Source organism: Acinetobacter sp. YH12255, assembly GCF_013417355.1.
GTDB classification, from domain to species: Bacteria; Pseudomonadota; Gammaproteobacteria; order Pseudomonadales; family Moraxellaceae; genus Acinetobacter; species Acinetobacter pseudolwoffii.
Window position 1 is genome coordinate 52,627 of sequence record NZ_VPEC01000008.1, and the last position, 21,630, is coordinate 74,256.

17 protein-coding genes are annotated in these 21,630 nt (G+C 43.4%); 12 read left to right on the plus strand and 5 right to left on the minus strand.

Annotation, left to right across the window (positions count from 1 at the left end; genetic code table 11):
* Positions 1–55 precede the first annotated feature (55 nt).
* The 3 genes from FTV30_RS05175 (at position 56) to FTV30_RS05185 (ending at position 2,298) form a co-directional block, all read left to right on the plus strand.
* Positions 56–1,354: an AarF/ABC1/UbiB kinase family protein gene (locus FTV30_RS05175; protein WP_180001144.1), complete on the plus strand. Its 1,299-nt coding sequence runs from the start codon at positions 56–58 to the stop codon at positions 1,352–1,354.
* A gap of 169 nt (positions 1,355–1,523) precedes the next feature.
* Positions 1,524–1,904, plus strand: a complete 381-nt coding sequence (folB, locus tag FTV30_RS05180; RefSeq protein WP_074383219.1) for a dihydroneopterin aldolase — start codon at positions 1,524–1,526, stop codon at positions 1,902–1,904.
* Positions 1,861–2,298, plus strand: coding sequence for a 2-amino-4-hydroxy-6-hydroxymethyldihydropteridine diphosphokinase (locus tag FTV30_RS05185; RefSeq protein WP_005170538.1), 438 nt, complete (start codon positions 1,861–1,863; stop codon positions 2,296–2,298). The genes folB and FTV30_RS05185 overlap by 44 nt, the downstream gene beginning before the upstream one ends.
* 597 nt (positions 2,299–2,895) lie before the next feature.
* Here the strand turns inward: FTV30_RS05185 and FTV30_RS05190 are convergent.
* Complete coding sequence (locus tag FTV30_RS05190; protein WP_005097209.1) at positions 2,896–3,597, minus strand: VIT family protein; 702 nt, start codon at positions 3,595–3,597, stop codon at positions 2,896–2,898.
* 277 nt (positions 3,598–3,874) lie between these two features.
* On the opposite strand from FTV30_RS05190, the gene FTV30_RS05195 reads away from it, so the two are divergent.
* Complete coding sequence (locus FTV30_RS05195) at positions 3,875–4,576, plus strand: DUF1003 domain-containing protein (RefSeq protein WP_005097208.1); 702 nt, start codon at positions 3,875–3,877, stop codon at positions 4,574–4,576.
* A 142-nt stretch (positions 4,577–4,718) separates the two neighbouring features.
* Here the strand turns inward: FTV30_RS05195 and coq7 are convergent, their stop codons facing one another.
* Together coq7 and FTV30_RS05205 are read right to left on the minus strand one after the other, a co-directional pair.
* The gene (gene coq7 / locus FTV30_RS05200; RefSeq protein ID WP_100355338.1) at positions 4,719–5,354 is read right to left on the minus strand and encodes a 2-polyprenyl-3-methyl-6-methoxy-1,4-benzoquinone monooxygenase; all 636 of its coding nucleotides are present in this window, start codon (positions 5,352–5,354) and stop codon (positions 4,719–4,721) included.
* 3 nt (positions 5,355–5,357) lie between these two features.
* On the minus strand, positions 5,358–6,677 hold the full coding sequence (locus tag FTV30_RS05205) for an MFS transporter (RefSeq protein WP_180001145.1): 1,320 nt from the start codon (positions 6,675–6,677) through the stop codon (positions 5,358–5,360).
* 174 nt (positions 6,678–6,851) lie between these two features.
* Between FTV30_RS05205 and FTV30_RS05210 the strand changes: the two genes are divergently transcribed.
* The 4 genes from FTV30_RS05210 (at position 6,852) to FTV30_RS05225 (ending at position 15,221) form a co-directional block, all read left to right on the plus strand.
* Positions 6,852–9,608 (plus strand): autotransporter assembly complex family protein, encoded by a 2,757-nt coding sequence (locus tag FTV30_RS05210; RefSeq protein ID WP_180001146.1) that lies wholly within the window; start codon positions 6,852–6,854, stop codon positions 9,606–9,608.
* 36 nt (positions 9,609–9,644) lie between these two features.
* The gene (locus FTV30_RS05215) at positions 9,645–14,168 is read left to right on the plus strand and encodes a translocation/assembly module TamB domain-containing protein (RefSeq protein ID WP_180001147.1); all 4,524 of its coding nucleotides are present in this window, start codon (positions 9,645–9,647) and stop codon (positions 14,166–14,168) included.
* Between the two features lie 335 nt (positions 14,169–14,503).
* Complete coding sequence (locus FTV30_RS05220; RefSeq protein ID WP_005097200.1) at positions 14,504–14,704, plus strand: hypothetical protein; 201 nt, start codon at positions 14,504–14,506, stop codon at positions 14,702–14,704.
* 313 nt (positions 14,705–15,017) lie between these two features.
* A complete protein-coding gene (locus tag FTV30_RS05225) occupies positions 15,018–15,221 on the plus strand; it encodes a hypothetical protein (protein WP_005097198.1) in 204 nt (67 codons plus the stop codon).
* Positions 15,222–15,308: 87 nt separating this feature from the next.
* Here FTV30_RS05225 and xseB read toward each other — a convergent pair whose 3' ends face one another.
* Positions 15,309–15,503 carry an exodeoxyribonuclease VII small subunit gene (xseB, locus tag FTV30_RS05230; protein ID WP_005170556.1) on the minus strand — a complete coding sequence of 65 codons (195 nt, stop codon included), beginning with the start codon at positions 15,501–15,503 and terminating at the stop codon, positions 15,309–15,311.
* Positions 15,493–16,764 (minus strand): exodeoxyribonuclease VII large subunit, encoded by a 1,272-nt coding sequence (xseA, locus tag FTV30_RS05235; RefSeq protein WP_180001148.1) that lies wholly within the window; start codon positions 16,762–16,764, stop codon positions 15,493–15,495. Before xseA ends, xseB begins: the two co-directional genes overlap by 11 nt.
* Positions 16,765–17,159: 395 nt before the next feature.
* On the opposite strand from xseA, the gene FTV30_RS05240 reads away from it, so the two are divergent.
* The 4 genes from FTV30_RS05240 (at position 17,160) to FTV30_RS05255 (ending at position 21,491) form a co-directional block, all read left to right on the plus strand.
* Positions 17,160–17,594, plus strand: a complete 435-nt coding sequence (locus tag FTV30_RS05240; RefSeq protein ID WP_074383210.1) for an I78 family peptidase inhibitor — start codon at positions 17,160–17,162, stop codon at positions 17,592–17,594.
* A 114-nt stretch (positions 17,595–17,708) separates the two neighbouring features.
* Complete coding sequence (locus FTV30_RS05245; protein WP_005097193.1) at positions 17,709–18,068, plus strand: hypothetical protein; 360 nt, start codon at positions 17,709–17,711, stop codon at positions 18,066–18,068.
* 216 nt (positions 18,069–18,284) lie between these two features.
* The gene (locus FTV30_RS05250) at positions 18,285–18,554 is read left to right on the plus strand and encodes a hypothetical protein (protein WP_005097192.1); all 270 of its coding nucleotides are present in this window, start codon (positions 18,285–18,287) and stop codon (positions 18,552–18,554) included.
* 297 nt (positions 18,555–18,851) lie between these two features.
* Positions 18,852–21,491, plus strand: a complete 2,640-nt coding sequence (locus tag FTV30_RS05255) for a bifunctional aconitate hydratase 2/2-methylisocitrate dehydratase (RefSeq protein ID WP_159138306.1) — start codon at positions 18,852–18,854, stop codon at positions 21,489–21,491.
* Positions 21,492–21,630: the final 139 nt, after the last annotated feature.

Here is a 21,630-nt window from a genome sequence, read left to right on the forward strand (position 1 = left end):
TGCAAATTAATATTTTTTTGCTACACTGCATGTAATTAATTTTTCCTAAGACATTATGAAAAACAATATCTGGTTAGATGGAATACGTTCAGTTGCCCGCATGGGAGAAACAGCGGTCGTTGCGGCAAAGGCGGGCTTTAAATATGCTACTGAAAAGCCAAGCAATGCCAAACTCATGCGGGAGACTTTTGAATCTCTGGGTTCAACTTATATCAAGCTGGGGCAGTTTATTGCCAGTACGCCGTCTCTATTTCCGCGTGAATATGTAGAAGAATTTCAGGGCTGTCTGGATCAGACTCCACGCTTGCCGTTCAGTTATATCCAGCAAGTGTTGGCCTCTGAATTTGAAGGGCGTAATCTGGATGAGATCTTTGCCTCGATTGATGAAACGCCATTGGCCTCTGCGTCTATTGCACAGGTGCATGCGGCCAAGCTGGTGTCTGGCAAAGATGTCGTGATTAAGGTACAAAAACCGGGTGTGGAAACCATTTTATACACCGATTTAAATGTACTGCACTGGGCGACCAAAGTGCTGGAAAAAGCCGTGCCCAAAGTCAAATTCGCTTCGCTGGCCGATATTGTTGATGAAATCAAAACCCGGATGGTACGTGAAGTTGATTTTATCGAAGAAGCACAGAATCTGGATGATTTTGTCAATTATCTGAATATCACCAATAATAAGGCAGCGACTGCACCTAAGGTTTATCATCAGTATTCGACCCGTCGTGTGCTGACCATGCAACGCTTGTATGGTGTGCCATTGACCGATTTTGAAGTGGTCAAAAAAGTATCCAAAGATCCATCTCAAGTACTCATTACCGCAATGAACACCTGGTTTGGCAGCCTGATGATGTGTAACAGTTTTCATGCCGATTTGCATGCAGGCAACCTGATGCTGCTCGAAGATGGCCGTGTCGGTTTTATTGATTTCGGTATTGTCGGTCAGCTCAAGCCTGAGGTATGGACGGCATGTATGGCATTTATGGATTCATTGCAACATACCAATTATGAGCTGATGGCGCAAAACATGCTGAAAATGGGCATGACCGCTGTGCAGATTGATACCAAAGTCTTGGCTGCTGATCTGGAACGTTTATTTAGTGGTGTATTGATGGCAGATCCACAGGAACTGCTCACTTCAAATCCTGCTGACCTGAACGATATCATGATGGATATGGTGGCTGTGGGTGAACGTCATGGGATTCGGTTCCCGCGTGACTTTGCCTTGCTGTTCAAGCAAATGTTGTATTTCGACCGTTTCATGCGAATTCTGGCGCCGTATACCGATATCTATGCCGATCAGCGTTTGCAAATGGTGCAGAGCATGGATCCGAATCTGCTGTTAAAGCATTAATTTAATCCCTCCCGACCTCCCTTCCTTGCGCAAATTTTAAAGCAGCGCTTTAAAATAGCTCAGGGAGGAGTGTTTCACTGCTTGATAAAGTATAAGTGATAAAAGTTCCTCTTTATAAAAGAGGGATTTAGGGGGATTAGTTGTAAATATCATATTCTCGAGCAATCCAATGGACGCCATTATTATTGAAGGTTTAAAGGTTGAAACAGTCGTGGGCTGCTTTAACTGGGAGCGTCAAATTATTCAGCCTTTAATGCTGGATTTGACCATTCAAACCGATTTAGAACAGGCATCAAATTCAGATGCACTTGCAGATACGCTGAATTATGCAGAAATTTGTGAGATTTCAGCCAAGGTCATTCAAGAAGCTCAGCCTGAATTGATTGAACATGCAGCAAAGTTAGTGCTGAATGCACTTTTTACTACCTTTACAGCAATTGAATCGATTAATATTACGATCCGTAAGCCTGCCATTATCGCGCAAGCCAATTCTGTAGGGATACGTCTTGAACGCCACCGAAACGATTTTCGCTCTAGCATTAGCGAGTAATTGTCATCCTCAGCAACATTTTCAAGCTGCACAGCAAGGTATTTCTGAATGGGGAGAAGTCCAGTTCTCTCCCATTTATAGGATTCCTTGCCGGGATGGCATTGGAGCTGACTACTGGAATGCGGCATGTCTATTAAAAAGTTCGGTGTCGAGTGCAGAAATTATTGAGCTGCTCAAACAGCTGGAACAGGCATCAGGGCGGACACGTCCATCGCATCAAATTACCCTGGATGTAGATCTGATTGCCTGGGGATCAGATCTTCGAGATATGCAGTTTAATGAAAAAAAATTGCCCCTGGCTTTGGATGTAAAAGTTCCCATGTTTGATATCTGGCAAGACCCTGTATTCGAGCATGAGTTACATTGTTTCCCAAGAGTTGAACAGTTGATTTAAATCGAATCACATGATTTTCTGCTAATACAATTTATCCAGTAAGAATAATTAACCAGCCTGATCAAGCAATATCAGGCTTTTTTATGATGCAGTTTTTTGTTTTTATATGAAAAGAAAAATTCAGATAAGATGGCTCAGGTGGAGTTTAGGAATCATTTAAAAATGAAAATATTGGAAATTGTGGTTTCGGTGATTTTAATCCTTGGGATCCTTTATGTGATCCAATGGGGATTTCATGGTTTTCCGACAGGGAATTAATATTTGATTGATTTAAAGCTCTGGAATTTATTTTAAGCTCGATAAAAAACCTCAAAGTAGCAAGAAATGAATCATCGCTATTTCACTTTTTCTTGTTATAAAAAATGATCAGCAATACGATAATGATCGCCAAGATGGCAAGAATGATCGTAGTTTCCATAACAATACCTCTCAGACATAGATCTTAAGGTTTAAGCGTCTAAATTAAAACTGAACGTAAATTAAAATAAACTCAAGTTTTGTTAGAGCCGTTAGTTTTTCGAAAAAACATTTTTCAGTGATGTTAATAGAAGAACCGCTCAATCCTATTCTGTATTTAACTAAAAAATAAACCCATATTTAGGCAACAGACACATTAAATAATGATCCGATCCACGCACTGAATAACATGGCGATAATTCCCCACAGCATCACCCGAACTGCACCTCTCCAGACGCTCACTCCACCGGCATAGCTCGCCAGTGCACCCATCATCCCCAAACTTAAAACGCCAATCAGCATGACGCCTTTATCCAGATAGTGTTCCGGTAGAATCATGATTGAAATTAAAGGAAATAATGAACCTACCGTAAATGCCATAGCCGAAGAAAATGCAGCGAGAAAGGGCTGAGCCGAGGTATGTGCTGAAATACCAATTTCATCCCGGGCATGGGCATCCAAGGCATTATGGTCGGTCAACTGTTCAGCGACCTGTTGTGCCAAAGCGGGTTCCAGACCTCGTTGTATATAAATCGTTTTGAGCTCATTTAATTCATGGGTGGGATGGCGTTGCAGTTCGCGCTCTTCCATGAGTAGATCATTGGTTTCAATATCTTGCTGGGATTTTACTGAAATATATTCACCAGCTGCCATTGATGCGGCGCCAGAAATCAATCCGGCAACACAGGTTACCAATAAAATTTCAGTGGATGCTCCACTGGCTGCGATACCCACCACCAGACTGGTGACCGAAATAATCCCGTCATTTGCCCCCAGTACAGCTGCACGAAGCCAGCCCGCACGTTCGATATAATGTTTTTCAAGATGGTATGAATGGCGCACAATGAAGCCCTTTTTTATTATCATTATGATTATAGTAAATTTAAGTCATGTATAGATAGTAGGATTGAATCGATCTGAAAATTACCTTGAATGATCAGATCATAGTGCGCTTGGTTAAGTATTTTATCAATCCAAAATAAAACCGAGGTGAAATTCATTTATTCAAAAGACCAGACGGACTTGATATATAATTGATATCCAAGGGATCAAATTTATTTAATAAAAACAATTATATAAAAATTATAGCTGAGTGAGCTGGTTTAAAAAGAGAATTATCATGAAAGAAAAAAATGAGAGCCATAAATGTTTGGTGTGCGGCAAGCACTTTCTTCTGAAAGATCTTACTCCGATGGGAACGGTCAGAAAAGTCATTACTGAAGAGATTGGCAAGGATATTCCAGTCTGGACGCCGCAAGATTATATTTGTCAGACAGATCTAACCCGCTATCGCATGCAGTATGTACATTCATTATTAAGTTTGGAAAAGGGTGAGGTCACAGATCTTGAGGTCGAAGTGATTCATAGCATGCATCAGCATGAACTGATCACCAAAAATGTGGAAACGGAATTAGAGCAAAAGTGGACCTTGGGTGAAAGGCTGGCCGATAAAGTTGCAACTTTTGGTGGAAGCTGGGTCTTTCTGATCTGTTTTGCAATTTTTCTAGGTCTATGGATTACGATAAATACTGTGGTGATGGTGACTCAGCCTGCAGACCCTTATCCATTTATTCTATTGAATTTAATCCTTTCCTGTCTTGCGGCGATTCAGGCACCTATTATTATGATGAGCCAGAACAGACAGGAAGCAAAAGACCGCTTACGTTCGCAAAATGATTATCAGATCAACTTAAAAGCTGAACTGGAAATTCAGCATTTACATGAAAAATTAGATCATCTGCTGCTGCATCAATGGGAACGGTTGGCGCAAATCCAGGAAATCCAGTTAGACCTACTTTCTGAAATGAGCAAAAAAGATTAAAAGGATGCTGTGGAGAATCTCTATCATTTTATAGAGCTTATAAGTAATAAGATCGCCAGATGCCTTGAGTTTATTATCTCGCTCAAGATTTGAAGCGTAATAAAAAGCCCACAATGCGTGGGCTGAGATCGGATCGATCTTTTTAAATAAAATAACTGGTCTTGGTCATGAGTTTGGAAATAGCTGTCATGGTGATTTTGACCGGAGCAGGCAGATCTACACCGCCTGCCTTCAACGCTGTATCCCGATGATGCAGCTCATCTTCATTCATCTGTTCCAGAATGCGCCGAGAACGCTCATCTTGCGGCGGCAACTGACTGATATGATGCTGCAAATGCATGCTCACCTGACGTTCAGTTTCTGCGACAAAACCCAGACTGTATTTATCACCGGCAATTCCGGCCAGCGCGCCCATACCAAAGGACAGGCCGTACCAGACCGGATTGAGCAGACTGGTATGGCTATCCAGTTCTTTCAAGCGGTCTTCACACCAGGCCAGATGATCCTGTTCTTCAACTGCCGCCTGTTCCATCTCACGACGCACATTCGGAAGTTTCGCCGTCATGGCCTGACCATGATAGAGCGCCTGTGCACACACTTCACCACTATGATTGACCCGCATCAAACCTGCCACATGACGGGCATCGCTCACCGTCAATTGTGTTTCTACCGGTTGGGCTGGATTTTCACGTTGTGCCGATGTCGTGCCCGGGACGAGACTGCGTAATGCCTGATCAAAAGAATGAATCAGCTTGTCGACACCTGTATATTGACGCATGAATTAATCCTCCAAGGGTGTTTTCGCGGTTTTGATCATGGGTTTGAGTCGGAAAAGCAGCCATAGGGTAAACAGGCCGCTCAACACTGCGGTAATACAAAAAAGTATTTTAAGATCAAGCTCTAAAATACTTAAAATAATAATCGAAAATATAGCAGAAGATACCATGAAAACGGCATTCAGAATGTTATTTGCTGCAACCACACGCGCACGATGTGAGCGGGGAGAATGCGCCTGCATCATGGCATAAAGCGGTACAATATAAAAACCGCCACTAATCCCGAGTAAGGTCACTGCCAGCATCACATGGTAATAACTCCAGCCTTGCTGAAACACATCAGCCAGACCGATTAATTCACCGGTACGTGCTGGAACAAAGGCCAGACTCGCGGCCAGATATAGGGCAAAGATCACCAGACCGATTGCGCCAAAAGGCACCATCTTGATATTGACCTTGCTGCCGCCAATTTTACGGCATAAATATGAACCTAGCCCGATTCCGACAGAAAAGAAAGTTAAGAGCAGGCTGGCAACATTTTCAGAGGCATGCAGATTTTGCAAGGTCAGTTGAGGGATTTGAGTCAGATAGGTTGCGCCGTAAAACCAGTACCATGAGTTGCCCAATAAAATGGTAAAGACTAATGGCAAACCCTGGGCATATTTTAATGTTTGCAAGCTGGTACGGAAAAAATTCCAGTCAATTTGCAGTTCTGGCGCAGGGATATTCTGTTTGAGAATATAACGACTCGATCCATAACCAATCAGGGCGATCACAACGACTGTTAAACTGATCCAGATCAGATTACCAGAAGATGCAGCAATGACCGCACCACCCAGAATCATACCGAATAAAATTGCCAGCGATGTTCCGGACTGAAACAGGGCATTGCCAGACATCAGCTCATTGGGTTTTAGCACTTCCGGTAAAATGGCATATTTGATTGGGCCAAAGAAGGTGGACTGGGTTCCCATCAGGAACAAGGCAAATAACAGAATCCAGAGGTTGCCAAGCAGGAAACCCACCGTTCCCAACAACATAATCACAATTTCCAGAATCTTTAAATAGCGAATCAGCTGTGAACGTTCGTATTTATCGGCAATTTGTCCGGCGGTGGCTGAAAAAATAAAATAAGGCAGGATAAACAGCAAAGCAGCCAGATTATTCAAGGTGCTGATGCTGGCCGATTGTTGCTGAATCCAGCCGTAGGTGATGACTAGGAGTAACGCTTGTTTAAATACATTATCGTTTAATGCACCAAAAAACTGCGTCAGAAACATCGGTAAAAAGCGCCGAGAAGCTAACAAATGTTCATTTTTGTTCATATAGAGCGTGCTACATTAAGTTTTATTAAGAAATGTCAGTTATGCGTAAACATTGAGAAAAATCATGTAAGATACTTTCAGCCATGTAAAGGTAAAAACCAATCAATTAAGCTCTTTAGCTTATATTTTTCGGTCAAATAATCAATTAAAGAATGTATTCGTTTCGAGTTTGCCATGCCTGCAAAGAAAAAATTTAAAAAAACGATGCTTCATCGCAGTATGGGGTCGCTTATACCACTTCAGAGTGGGGCACAGTTGTGTATGAGCATTTTTTTTATGATGTTATCCCATCAGAGCATGGCACAAATCGAACAGCCTGAAACACCTGTGGCCATTTCTCAGGCAGAAATGGTAGATGAACTGTCCAAAGAAGCGATGCGACAGGGACTGGTCACATCTGAAAATGAAGCCACCGAAAAAATTGAAGAAGCGATACAGCCGGAAGCATCTGTCGACAGCATGTTGATGCTGGAGCAACAGCAAAATGCAGGCTCCGGTCTGGACGTATTTACACCGATCCAGTTCGATGATCTGGAAGAGCTGCCGATCCAGTCCATTGACCAGAACATGGCGAATGAAATTTATCGTGAGGCCGAGCAAGCCAAGCAGGAAGCACAAAATTATCGCAATACCCAGACCGCTGAAACAGTCGTAGCAGATATCAGTCAGCAAGAGTTACTTGAAATCAATCAGGCACCTGTAAATGTCGACCAGTTGATGCAATCGATTCAGGCAGACAGCCAGATTATTGTACAAAATAATGAAGCCGGCATGACTTTGCCAGAAGTAACGGGGCCACTTGTTGCTGAAGATGAGAAACGTCCCAATATTTTTAAACGACTATTTTATAAAATCCGTCCGCCACGTCAGATCATGACCGCGAGAGTTCCGCGAATTAGTGCGGATGTGGTGATTATGAACGGCGAAGGTATTGCGCAAAGCAATGGTATGCTGAATCGTAGAGCTGAGCCTGAAGGCTATCTGAATTTAAGAAATAATGTCAAAGCCAAACTGTCCAGTTTTACCCAGGAGTCTTTTGGCGACTTTAATTCCGCTTTGCCACAACTGCGAACCTTGTCCCGACAGGCGGCACAGGCAGTCGGTTATTACAATGCCCAGTTCAGGTTTGAAAAAATCTCTGATAGTCGCGTTCGGGTTTTTGTCACCCCGAATGAACCTGTGCTGATCACTACACAAAATCTGGAATTTAGCGGAGCGGGTGCGGAACAGCCGCAATTCCAGGTCATCAGTCTTTTGCCTGAGCAGGAAGAGGGCGATATTTTCAATCACGGCAATTATGAACAGACCAAACAACGGATTAATACTGCCGCCAATAACAACGGTTATTTTGATTCATACTGGCGCTTGCATGATGTCAAGATTTCACAGCCACAAAATACGGCCGATGTAAATCTACGTTTCGAGACAGGCGAGCGTTACAAGCTGGGCAATGTCGAGTTTAGAATGAGTGATCCTGAAAAGGAATTTCCGCTGGATCGTGATGTACTCGAAAGTCTGGTCACCTGGAAAGATGGTGCAGACTATACCTTCTGGCGAGTGAATAGCCTGGCCAATAACCTGACCAACTCGCGCTATTTTAACTATACCCTGGTGGACGCAATTCGCCCTGATCCGGTTGACAGGGAGCTGGAGCTGGCACCGGATATTCAAAGCCTGATAGAAGAACAGAAACTTTCTGAAGATCAGGCGACTGCGATACAGCCTGATCGCTCAGTGGCATCTGCTAAAGAAGTCACTCAAAATGTCGTCGATGAAGACCAGTTTGCCGGTAGCCGCGATCAGGAAAATCCAAATTTAAGAAGCTTGCGGGTCGAGCAGCAGACCAAAGAAAATGAGCAGGAGCATTTAAAGGCACAAGCGCGGGAAGAGAAGAAAGTTCCAGTGATTGTGACTTTAAATGCAGACCGTTTAAACAGTGCTGAACTGGGTCTGGGTTATGGAACAGATACCAATATCCGTCTACGTGGTCAGTACCGCCGCGCCATTGTAAATAAGCGCGGACATTCTTTTGATGCCAACCTCGAGTTGTCCGGTATCCGGCAGTCCATCGATGGTCGTTATAACATTCCTTATCACCATCCGCTGAATGATTATGTCAGTATTGTCGGTGGTTATGAGCGCGAAGAACGTGATGGCGTGGCTCAAGGTGAAGGTCTGCAAATTGAATCGGCAGTGCTGGGTGTAGACCGGATTATTAAAAACCCGCTGGGTAACTGGCAGCGTACTTTTGGAGCGCGTTACCGTCTGGATCGCTTGAAGCAGAATGGTTCTGTTGATTTTAACCAGATTCCGGAAGCGTTTCGCTTTAATACCGAAGATGAACAGCAGTCGTTACTGGTCGGTTATGAAGTTTCACGTACCGATACCGATCGTCGGGTCAATCCGACCAAGGGTTTCAAGCAGACCTACAAAGTCGAGCTGGGTAGTGAGGCGTTATTGTCTGATGCAGATATGGCGATTGTAAATGCAGGCTGGCGTTTTATCTATTCATTGGGTGAAAATGCAGATCATCAGTTTGTTGGACGTGCCGATGCCGGTTATATCTTCACTGAAGATTTTGCCAAAGTGCCGTATAACCTGAGATATTTCACCGGTGGTGACCAGAGCATTCGTGGTTTTGATTACAAGAGTCTTTCTCCGGAAATTGAAGGCTTTAAAGTCGGTGGTCAGGCCTTAGGGGTTGCTTCCTTAGAGTATAACTATCAGTTTAGGGAAGGCTGGCGTGCTGCGGTTTTTGCAGATGCCGGAAATGCTTATAATAAAGAGTTCAGTAATCCGACCGAATATGGTGCGGGTGTGGGGATACGTTGGGCCTCACCGATTGGACCGATTCGTATCGATGTGGCGACTGGATTGTCTGATGACAATCACCCAATTCGTCTGCATTTCTTTATTGGTTCGCAGCTATAAAACATCATTTTTTAAAAATAGTTATTTGGGTACATCATGGTCGAGAACCAACCACAGCCAGAACAACAACCACAAGATAGCGTTGTGCCGAAAAAGCGCCGTATATTGAGAAGTATCCTGTTGTCGGTACTTTTCTCACTCATTTTCCTGCTCTCTGTGCTGGCGCTGCTGTTTTCGACCAATCAGGGCAGTAAGTTCCTGCTAGATCAGGTATTACAACGCCAGCAAATTATTCATTATGAATATGAAGGCGGAAATTTATGGCGTGGAATTATTCTTAAAAATGTGCTGGTCAGCCTGAAACCGGTCGATGTCAAAATTGATCGTGCTGATGTAAAACTGGGCTGGCGGGCGATCATCAAAAAAGAAATTCATCTGAATGAAGCAGATGTCCGTAACCTGCAAATTATTAATAAAACTCCGTCTAGCAGCGAACCTTTCAAGTTCAATGCCATCCGTTTGCCTTTTGTGCTGCGCGTCGATCATCTGCTCCTTGATCATCTGATGATTAAAACCCAAACCACGGCAGTTGATTTTTATAATATCGAATTAAATGATGCGCTCTGGTCTGGTACCGAATTAAACTTTGAAGATTCCCGCATGGATATGGGTTATCTCTCGGTGCGTGAAGCGACGGGTAAAATGCAGTTTGAAGGCAAATATCCACTGGATGCCCGCGCAATCGTCAATCTGCCTTCTTTAAGAGACAGCTTGAATATTCATGATATTCAGGTTCGGGCGCGTGGCACGCTGGATACGATTCAGGCAGGCGTAGCGACCAATACACCCGATTTATTAACCGGTTGGGCCATCGTACATCCAATGCGGCCCCAGGTGCCGATGCGTGGCGAGTTAAAATTTAAGGATTATAACTGGCCGATTCTGACTGAGCAGAAACTGTTTACGAAAGACGGGATTGCCGAGTTCAATGGAGATATCGATCGTCTGGACTTGAACGTCCGTACCGACCTGAGCGGTGAAAATATTCCACAAGGCCAGTATAACGCGGTGATGTATACCGATCTGGTCAATCAGCTCAACATTACCGATCTGAATGGCCAGCTGATGAAAGGTGCGGTTAGCCTTGCCGGGACAGTGGGCTGGAACGAACAGGTAAGCTGGGATCTGAACGGACGATTAAACGGAATTGATCCTAAGCATGAACGTATCCCGCAAGTCGTACAAGACTTTTTACCACCAAGCCTGGATGGCAATATTGCCTCAAAAGGCAATCTGGAAAATGGCCTGCATCTGACGGCGCTGGTAGATTTTGACCGTTATGAAACTTGGAATATCAAACTGGATCAGAATCCGGTTAAAGACAATAAAGCACAACCGATTCTTCTGGATGTTGCCTGGCAAAATATCGACCGCGCCGTACCCTATGTCGGCTGGCTCAGCAGTCAGTCTGGCGATGTGAAACTGGCACTGGTCGAAGGCCAGCAGAATATTCATGTGGCAACCAAAGTCGAACAGCACGAACAAGGTCTTCTGCCAGCAGGCATGTATCAGGCCAAACTGGATCTGAAAAATAATATTCTAAATGTGCCGAGCTTCAATTATAGCGCCAATGCACAGGCAGGTAGCTTAAGCGGTCATGCGCGAATTGAACTGCCACAAGAAAAACGCCAGTTGAAATGGACTGCATTATTAAACGCCAAAGACTTAAATACCCGAAGTCTGGCTGCGGCTTCACCGATAGACCGTTTAAATGGCCAGATCAAGGCCAATGGCTATGCACAACCCAATCAGCAGATTATTAAACTGTCTAATGTAGACCTGACTGGGCGCCTGGCAGAACAGAACGAAACAGTACGTCTGACCGGTAACAGTACCATTGCTTTATTATTCCATAATGAAAAAGCCGGCGGTGGTTTTAGAGGCTATGCAGTCAATTATGATGGGGCTTTAAATGCCAGTCAGTTGCAAGCCAGTCAGGGAATCCTGAAACTGCGTGTTTCAGGTACACCAGAAGTATTGAGAGTCAATGAATTGCGTCATGATGGTATCGCTGGCAAGATTAATGCCAATGGTCTGGTGAATCTGGCAAATGGTATTGACTGGGATATTAACGCTTCATTAATCCACTTTAAGCCGCAATATTTTAATGCCAACCTGAAAGGCGAGTTGTCGGGCAATGTAAAAACCCAAGGGGTTTGGTCAGATGCCTTAAAACGCATTCAGATCCAGCGTTTGAATCTGGCCGGTATGTTAAATAACAAGCCGGTACGAGGCACAGGTAATTTATCAGTCATTATTAATTCAAATCAGCGTGGTTTTGTTCCAGAGCAGTTTGAAGCCAATAACCTGTTCCTGTCTTATGCCAGCAACCAGATTCAGGCCACCGGCAATGCGCAGAATCTGCAACTCAAAGTCAACGCACCAGCATTGTATGAGTTATATCCGGGCTTAAGAGGTCGTGCGCAGGGCTATATCAATATGCAGGCGCAGCCACGTTTGCAGGCTTCGGCAAATCTTTCGATTGATAATTTTGCCTTTAAAAACCTGATGAGTGTGCAAAAAATTCGTGTCCGCGGGCAGTTGCCGACCTCGCAGACCACAGCAACCTTATTAACTGCCACAATGGATCGCTTGCGTAGCGGTTCACGGGAAATTGTACGCGGGGAAATATCACTTGCCGGTACTCGTGCGGCGCATATCCTTAAAGTTCAGGCAGAAAATAAACTGTCAAAATTCTTTGTGCAGCTGGCCGGTGGCTTTAATGCACAAAATAACTGGCTGGGTCAGATTCAAAAAGGTGATTTTGACTCTTTGCGTGCTCATTTAGTACAGCGTCAAAATGCGGCAGTGATTTATAATGCGGCCCAGTCTGATCTGTTTGTCGGTGCACATTGCTGGATGAGTCAGCAAAGCCAGTTGTGTTTTGATCAACCGATTCGGGTCAATAAAACCCGTGGCAGCGTATCCTTTGTGACCCAAAACCTGGATCTGGATGATTTCAGTGCATTCCTGCCTGAAGGGCTGGCATTGACCGGTAAAGTGAACGGTTATGCCAAGGCAGCCTGGGCGCAAGGTGCTAAACCAAAAATCGATGCGCGTCTGGTCACCCGAAGTGGTGTGGTCGGCTTATCTTCGGAAGACCCGGATTATTTAGGTTCTACCCTAAAATATGATGAAGTGGGTCTGGTGGCAAAAAGTGTCGCAGAAGGCTTACAAGTTCGACTGGATGTAAAAACTCCGGATATCGGGACAGGGTATGCCAATGTCATTATTGATCCATATCGGGACAGTAAACCGATGCGTGGCGAAATTGCCTTTAATCAGGTACAGCTTAAAGTCTTTAAACCCTTTATTCAGGACATCCGTAATCTGGATGGCACCTTGTCCTATGCCGGAAAAGTGAGTGGAACCTTAACTGATCCTTTGCTGGAAGGTGAGGTTCGAGTCAAAGATGCTTCGATCAGCATGATCTCCTTGCCGGTGAATCTGACCAATGTGCAGTTGTATTCATCGATACGTCAGAATTCTGCCAGTATTAATGGTGCATTTAACAGTGGTCGTGGCGTGGGTAAATTGACCGGTTCAGTCGACTGGAAAGGTGATCCGCGAGTACAGTTAAAACTGCAAGGTGAAAATCTGCTGATTCGTCAGGCACCTTTAATTACTGCCGTGGTTACGCCCGATTTAACCTTGGACATGTATCCATTCAATAAAAAGCTGAGTCTAAGTGGTACGGTTGATGTGCCACGTGCACTAATTTCTATGCCTGAAGCCTCAGAACCTGTGGTCGGACTTTCTTCAGATGTACGTGTGGTGCGTGAAGGTGATGACCAGCTGGCTATTCTCAAATCGGCCCGTCCTTGGGATATTCGGGCTGATGTGGCGGTTTCTCTGGGTAATCAAGTGATATTTCAGGGCTTTGATAGCCGTATTCCGCTATTGGGCCGGGTCAATCTGTCACAGCGGGGTCTGGAAACTGCGATGCGTGCCAATGGTGCGATCGGGGTATCACAGCGGGTGAAAATCGAAGCTTATGGTCAGAGTCTGGATCTGAACCGTGCCATTGCCCGTTTTAATGGTGAGTTGACCAATCCGACGCTGGATGTTGATGCCAATAAGTCGGTTCAGGGAAGTACGGTCGGGGTACGGGTGACGGGCACTGCTTCAAGCCCAAATATTCAGATTTATAATGATGCTGGCTTGTCAGAGCAGGAAGCTTTAAATGCCTTGATTACTGGTCGTATCAACGAAGGTGCATCCGGTTTAAGTCAGGCTGAAGGATTCAGATCTGATGTGAATAATACCATTGCCGCAGCAGGTATCAGTCTGGGCCTGGGTGGAACCCGCGCGCTGACCAACCAGATTGGACGGACGTTTGGCTTGAGTGGTTTGGCACTAGATGCACAAGGAACAGGGGATGATACCCAGGTGTCGGTGACCGGCTATATTACCCCTGATTTATATCTTCGTTATGGCGTCGGAGTTTTTACCCCGGTGAACAAACTGACTTTACGTTATCAGGTGAATCAGCGTCTTTACTTGGAAGCGAGTCAGTCCTTAGAACGTGCAATTGACTTGTTCTATAATTGGCGTTTCTAATCATAAGGACAGATAAATATTTTTAAATGATTGCTAGATTTCATTAGATATCTTTAATTGATCAAAAAATGTTCAATTTATTCATATTTAAATAGATGCTGAAAATACCCTCATCCTTCTGGGATGAGAAGCACTGCTTCGCAAGAGGATGAGGGTATTTTATTTATAATGATTAAAAAATGACTTATCAAAGAACGCTAGTATCTATTGATATGTATCTGGCTTGAAAACCGCAATATAGACCCGGTTACACAAATGATCATGCTTGACCCTTGAATGAAACGATCAAATGTTTGAGCATGATATTTTTTGGGTTATAGAAGTGATGGATCGCCATGATAGATGAAGAAAAGCCGTTAAACTTCGATGATGACAATGAGCCTCAAGATTTCGAAGATGAAGAGTTTATCGATGATAAGAAAGAGGATGAGCTGTACAACACGATTACCAAAGATGGTTCAAGTGTTGATCCTGCAGATGATGGCACGCGGCATATTCGCCCTGAAGATGGTAATCCCATAGAAGTTGAAGAGTAAAGAAAAAAGTCCAATTCAATATTGGGCTTTTTATGTTCGTGATTTTCTTTGTCATGAAGTACAGTGCTTTGGGTATACACCTGTAGAAGCAATGAATATCAGAATTTAAGCGCAATGGGCTGCAAAAAAGTTGTGAAATATGGCTGAAATTATGTTTCTGTTACATCCTTAAGAAAAATGAATGAAGCAATAAATCAGCGCTAAAATATAAAAAATCAATCAAATCAGATCATAATAAATTGAAAATCAATAAAGCCTTAATAAAATTAGGTGTATATTGAAAGTACAATTTCACTCATCAGAGTATGTTCGCATGGCAACTAAATTTATAATCCGTTTTGCAATGATTCTATTCGCTGTACTTATTTTGACTGCGCTTTCGATTCAATTTTTCTTTGATCCAGAAGTGACTGTGGTTTTATGGATCTTCGCTGTACCCTTTATTCTGGGGGTGCCAATTTTAGCCTCTGTCGTATTGGCAAGTAATGAGGAACTGGATATTCATAGCGTAAATTAAATTGAAAAAAGCCCTCATTTTTGAGGGTTTTTTATGATATAAAGATGCTTAAATAGCCTGAGCTACTCAACTAGAGTCATTCAATCACTAATCTTTAAATGTGTCATTTAGCGCACTTTGCACCGCTTCAACACGTGCCTTGCAGGCTTTATAGGCGCTCATGGATTCTTCCACGATTTTCATCAGATTATCAATGTCCGGTTCTTGCTGAGATTCGAGCAATTCCGCATTCTTTTTCAAGATGTCATAGCCTTGCTGGAAGCTTAAAGTATCATGAGTCATGGGGAAGTACCTGTATAAGTTGTGCTGAAAAAATGCCATCCTGCAGTTCTACCTGAACCGGATCGCTGGGCTGAATCTGGTTGATAGAACCCACCACATGTTCTTGCTGACGTACGATGGCATAACCTTTCGATAAAACATGTCGTGGGTTTTGCAATAGCGTTTCCCGCATCAGGGCATCTAGCTGCTGATTGATTAGTTGGGTATGTTGCTGAGCCAGACTGGAGGTATTGGCCTTGATCTGTTGCAGACGTTGCAGGGCATCCATAATTTGGCTGTTGGCCAGACTTTGAATGAGTTTTAAGAATTGATCATTCTGATTTTGGTAGGCCTGAATTTGCTGTTGAGATAAACGCTGAATCCGCTGTAAATAATTCAAGACATCTTGTGTGAGTTCGACTATATGATTGCGAATTCCGGCGATGACTTTACTCGGAGTATCAAAGGAGCGATGCGCAATCTCATCCAGAATGGTGTGGTCTTTTTCATGTCCGATGCCCACCCAAATCGGAACCGAGCGTTTACAGAGCAGGGCAGCCAGATCATAATCATTTAAATAAGCCAGATCATTGACTGCTCCGCCACCCCGAATAATGACGATTAAATCTGGCGCAGTGTCATAGGTTTTCGCCCATTGTTTCAGAGCTTGTGCCAGACTCTGCATAATGCTTTGCGGGGCAGAATTTCCCTGAAAAGTCGCAGTGTGATAGATAAACTCGCAAACTTGCGCACGATGTAGTGCATCGGCATCTTTTCTGAAATCTCCGAGACCTGCTGCGTTTTCGGGAGCAATCACTAAAATTCGGTTCAACTCAAAAGGGCTGGGCAGGTTTCTATTACGCTGAATCAGCCCTTCAGCGCTTAGCCTGTCAATAATCTGCTGATAACGCCGGGCAATATCACCCAAGGTATAACCCGAGTCAATCTCGACGATATTTAAAGAAAAACCATATTGTGGATCAAAATTGGCTTTGACTTTAATCAGAACTTTGAGATCACGACTTAATTCAATCCCGCTTTCACGTTCAAATTGAGTGACAATTTTCTGGGCGCTAAATTTCCAGATGGTGGCTCGGCAACTGGCAATGACCTGATCGCTATCAGCCTCTTTTTCTGCCAGTTCCAGATAATAATGACCTGCTTTGGTACTAAGGTTGCGAATCTCAGCTTTGACCCATACCGGCGTATCGAAAGTGAGTTTGACCACTTCCTGAACTGTCGCAAGATATTCCTTGAGGGAGAGTTGGAGATCGTCTGTCATGCCAGTAGAAAGTTTAAAATTCAATCAAATAGTAAATCAATCTGGCAAAGATCACAAATCTAAAAATGCAGTTATTTAAACTTTATGTAATGACATTGTGTTGATAATGGAATGAAGAATTACTTAATTGAGAACGCTAAATTAGTATTCGTCTCAATTTAAACAGATTCCACGCATCTCTAGCTTCAGCAATCAAATAGTTGGCAAGATAGCAATACTGAATTTAGCAATACTGAATTTAGCAATACTGAATTTAGCAATACTGAATTTAGCAATACTTTTATTCTTAAACTTTATTGAAGGTGTTTGATTAACAATGTACACAGACTTGTGCCTAGAAAAGGTATGGAAATATGCTAAATTAGTGCAGAATTATTGAAGAAGAATACACGCTCATGAAAAAAACAATGCTGTTCGGTTTGCTGGCGGTTGCTTTAAGCGCCTGTACCACTACACCACAATCAGAAACGGAAGCGCCCAAAATAGGTATGCCAAATCCGGCGAGCACTTATTGTGTCAATCAGGGTGGCAAGCTTGAAATACGTAATGAAAGTAATGGCCAGGTTGGATATTGTCATTTAAAGAATGGACAGGTGGTAGAAGAGTGGGAGTTGCTGCATATGAACCAGCCTAAATGTATTGCCGATCAGGCGATGACATTGGTTGGTCAGTCCAACCTGACTGAAGCGCAAATCAAACAGAAAACCCAGGCGCAGATTGTACGTATGGTCGAGCCGGGTCAAGCAGTCACCATGGATTATCGTGAAGAGCGTGTGACAGTAACCGTAGATCCTGCCAGCAAAAAAATTATTCAGGCTTCATGCGGTTAAGTATTTAAAAAACAAAAGCCCATTGATGGGCTTTTTTAAATTTAGAGTCATACTGGCATTTTAAATGACAAATCTTCCCCGATCTTTTATATTGCCCCTCGGAAGGAGAAACTCATGAAAAAGTTATTGGCTTTATCGTTTATGCTGGCTCTGGCCGGTTGTGCCGAGAAGAAACCCTTAACCCCTGAAGAGCAGTGGCAAGGTTATTGTCGAAGTGTGGGGAATGCCGCGCGGACCATTATGCTGGATCGTCAGAATGCGATTGAGAAAGAGAAAGCAATCGAGCATGCCCTCAAGATCGATGATGAAACCACCAAAGGTTTTATTCTGAACATTATTGATGAAGTCTACGCACTTCCAGCCGAAGAGATTAAGGCAGATGTAAAAGCAGCCCGTGAAAAAGTCCGCGCTGAGTTTACTGAAAAATGTATTGCCACGCCGCATGATGAATTACCAGATTACAAACCGTTCTAGGGAACGGTTTTTTTTAATGGCTGAATCGGGCATAATGCAGCATCTCTTTAAAAAAAGTATCAACCCGAATAAAAGACAAAAAAACATCTAATGAATAATAAAAATAGCCTAAGCAAAATGTACACTTTGTGACAATTTCTAAATCTAAAATATAGAAATACTTATCTTTATATTGAATAATGAATTTAACTCCAATTACCCGAGGAGTAACACAATATGCAAGTCGTCAGATATTTACATCATTCTGATCTGCTCTTAGAAGATGAACATGGTGTAGTCATTATTGCTGGTAGTCGCTATGTCCTGAGCGTAGGCGACAAAGTATTTTTAAAGAAGGTGCTAGAACAAGAAAAAAAGCTGTATCAGGTGGATATTTCCTTTGCCAGCAATAATCACAGCACGATGTGTGAAGATGAATGTGTGGTGAAATTCAAAGGCTGCCGGGATTCATATCAGCAATATTTAAACTCGACCACTGTACACTAAGGTGGAGTATCTTTTTAACTTCAAATCAGGCAACATCATGGTTGCCTTTTTTATGCATTAAATTCAGTTAAAAGGGCCTGCTCATAGGCTTGTTTCTTGAGATCTGATCTAAAAGTGATTATTGAATAATCATTAAGAGCATCATTTAGTTATAAAATAACGAGCATCACAAAGAAACACTTGAGTTGCATTAACTTTTAACTGGAAATTTAGTAAAATTTCGGAGTCCATATTATTTGTGAAGCTTGGAATAAGCAGGAATTCATAAGTAATTTTTTAAAAAAGAGGAATAACACTGTGCTAGAAGCTTACCGCCAACACGTTGAAGAACGTGCCGCACTCGGAGTCCCACCGAAGCCACTTGACGATGCCCAAACCGCTGCATTAGTTGAACTACTAGTTAACCCGCCAGCTGGTGAAGAAGCATACTTGGTAGATTTGCTTGAAAACCGTGTACCAGCAGGTGTTGACCAAGCTGCATATGTAAAAGCTGCGTTCTTGGCTGCATTGGCAAAAGGCGAAGCAACCTCTCCACTTATTTCTAAAGAACGTGCGGTTTACTTGCTAGGTACTATGCTTGGTGGTTATAACGTAGCGCCTTTAGTTGAACTTTTAGACAACGCTGAACTTTCTGAGCTTGCTGCTGAAGCGCTTAAGAAAACGCTTCTTGTATTTGATGCATTCCACGATGTCGCTGATAAAGCAAAAGCGGGTAACGCAAATGCACAAGCTGTTATGCAGTCTTGGGCTGATGCTGAATGGTTTACTTCACGTCCAGACGTTCCTGAAGAAATCAAACTGACAGTTTTCAAAGTCACTGGTGAAACGAATACTGATGACTTGTCACCTGCACAAGACGCTTGGAGCCGCCCGGACATTCCATTGCACGCAAATGCAATGTTGAAAAACGTACGTGACGGAATCAACCCGGAAGTTCCTGGTGAAGTTGGTCCATTAAACCAAATCAAAGAATTGATCGCGAAAGGCAACCAAGTTGCTTACGTAGGTGACGTTGTTGGTACAGGTTCATCTCGTAAATCTGCAACCAACTCTGTGCTTTGGTTCTTTGGTGATGACATTGCTCACATCCCGAACAAAAAAGACGGTGGTTACTGCCTAGGTTCTAAAATTGCGCCAATTTTCTTCAACACGATGGAAGATGCGGGTGCATTACCGATCGAGATCGATGTTGGCAACATGAACATGGGCGATGAAATCGTTCTTAAAATCGATCATGCTGCTGCGAAAGTTTCTGCATCTAAAGACGGTGCTGTAATTGCTGAAGCTGATCTTAAAACACCTGTACTTCTAGACGAAGTTCGTGCGGGCGGTCGTATTAACCTGATCGTTGGTCGTGGTTTGACCACTAAAGCACGTGAAGCTTTAGGTCTTCCAGTATCTACATTGTTCCGTACTCCGGTTCAACCTGCTGCAACTGGCAAAGGCTTCACTCAAGCACAGAAAATGGTTGGTCGCGCTTGTGGTCTTCCTGAAGGTCAAGGTGTACTTCCAGGTACTTACTGTGAACCTAAGATGACCACAGTTGGTTCGCAAGATACAACAGGTCCAATGACGCGTGACGAATTGAAAGACTTGGCTTGCCTAGGTTTCTCTGCTGACCTTGTTATGCAATCTTTCTGTCATACCGCTGCGTATCCAAAGCCAGTTGACGTTCAAATGCAACACTCGCTTCCTGATTTCATTATGAACCGTGGTGGTGTGTCTTTACGTCCAGGTGACGGTATTATCCACTCTTGGTTAAACCGTATGCTTCTTCCGGATACTGTGGGTACTGGTGGTGACTCGCATACTCGTTTCCCAATCGGTATTTCGTTCCCGGCGGGTTCTGGTCTGGTAGCTTTTGCTGCAGCAACTGGTGTTATGCCACTTGATATGCCTGAATCTGTACTTGTGAAGTTCAAAGGTAAAATGCAGCCTGGTATCACACTACGTGACCTGGTACATGCAATTCCTTACTACGCAATTCAAGCGGGTGACTTAACTGTAGAGAAGAAAGGTAAGAAAAACATCTTCTCTGGTCGTATCCTTGAGATCGATTTGACAGAAATGGAAACTGACCTGACTGTTGAGCAAGCATTCGAATTGTCTGATGCTTCTGCTGAACGTTCAGCTGCTGGTTGTTCGATCACGCTTTCTGAAGAGAAAGTTGCTGAATACCTTCGTTCAAACATCACTATGCTTAAGTGGATGATTTCTGAAGGTTATGGCGATGCGCGTACAATGGCTCGTCGTGTTGAGAACATGGAAAAATGGTTAGCGAATCCATCACTGCTTAAAGCGGATGCGGATGCTGAATACACGAAAGTGTATGAAATCGATCTAGCTGACATTAAAGAACCTGTTCTTTGCTGCCCGAACGATCCAGATGATGCAAAACTTCTTTCTGACGTTCAAGGCGTGAAAATTGACGAAGTATTCGTTGGTTCTTGTATGACAAACATTGGTCACTTCCGTGCGACTGGTAAATTGTTAGAGAAAGTTCCAGGTGGTGCATTGTCAACTCGTTTGTGGATTGCTCCGCCAACGCGTATGGACGAACATCAGTTGATGGAAGAAGGTTTCTATAATATTTATGGTAAAGCTGGCGCGCGTACTGAAATGCCAGGTTGTTCATTATGTATGGGTAACCAGGCACGTGTAGCTCCGAACACAACTTGTGTATCGACGTCTACACGTAACTTCCCGAACCGTTTAGGTCAGGGGGCTAACGTTTACCTGGCTTCTGCTGAACTTGCTTCTGTTGCTGCTGTATTGGGTAAATTACCTTCTCCAGAAGAATACCAACAGTATGCAGCTCAAATTGACAGCATGTCAGCTGACATCTATCAATACTTAAGCTTCGACAAGATGAGCGAATATACTAACGCTGCTGCGAATGTTGATACGAAGAAAATTGCTGCTGCTCAATTGACTTAATGAGCTAGGATTAAGAAAAGCCGAAAGGCTTTTCCCTAGCGCAAGAGCAAATCTATGATTTGCTTGAAAATTAAGCGTTAAGCAATATAAGATAAGGGCTGATTTATCAGCCCTTATTTTTTGAGTAATTAAATGGTAA

Excerpts from the sequence above, each read along its gene's own strand:
- FTV30_RS05175 (WP_180001144.1), top strand. The coding sequence starts at position 56 with ATGAAAAACAATATCTGGTTAGATGGAATACGTTCAGTTGCCCGCATG.
- folB (WP_074383219.1), top strand. The coding sequence starts at position 1,524 with ATGGACGCCATTATTATTGAAGGTTTAAAGGTTGAAACAGTCGTGGGC.
- FTV30_RS05195 (WP_005097208.1), top strand. The coding sequence starts at position 3,875 with ATGAAAGAAAAAAATGAGAGCCATAAATGTTTGGTGTGCGGCAAGCAC.
- coq7 (WP_100355338.1), bottom strand. The coding sequence starts at position 5,354 with ATGCGTCAATATACAGGTGTCGACAAGCTGATTCATTCTTTTGATCAG.
- FTV30_RS05205 (WP_180001145.1), bottom strand. The coding sequence starts at position 6,677 with ATGAACAAAAATGAACATTTGTTAGCTTCTCGGCGCTTTTTACCGATG.
- FTV30_RS05210 (WP_180001146.1), top strand. The coding sequence starts at position 6,852 with ATGCCTGCAAAGAAAAAATTTAAAAAAACGATGCTTCATCGCAGTATG.
- FTV30_RS05215 (WP_180001147.1), top strand. The coding sequence starts at position 9,645 with ATGGTCGAGAACCAACCACAGCCAGAACAACAACCACAAGATAGCGTT.
- FTV30_RS05220 (WP_005097200.1), top strand. The coding sequence starts at position 14,504 with ATGATAGATGAAGAAAAGCCGTTAAACTTCGATGATGACAATGAGCCT.
- FTV30_RS05225 (WP_005097198.1), top strand. The coding sequence starts at position 15,018 with ATGGCAACTAAATTTATAATCCGTTTTGCAATGATTCTATTCGCTGTA.
- xseB (WP_005170556.1), bottom strand. The coding sequence starts at position 15,503 with ATGACTCATGATACTTTAAGCTTCCAGCAAGGCTATGACATCTTGAAA.
- xseA (WP_180001148.1), bottom strand. The coding sequence starts at position 16,764 with ATGACAGACGATCTCCAACTCTCCCTCAAGGAATATCTTGCGACAGTT.
- FTV30_RS05240 (WP_074383210.1), top strand. The coding sequence starts at position 17,160 with ATGAAAAAAACAATGCTGTTCGGTTTGCTGGCGGTTGCTTTAAGCGCC.
- FTV30_RS05245 (WP_005097193.1), top strand. The coding sequence starts at position 17,709 with ATGAAAAAGTTATTGGCTTTATCGTTTATGCTGGCTCTGGCCGGTTGT.
- FTV30_RS05250 (WP_005097192.1), top strand. The coding sequence starts at position 18,285 with ATGCAAGTCGTCAGATATTTACATCATTCTGATCTGCTCTTAGAAGAT.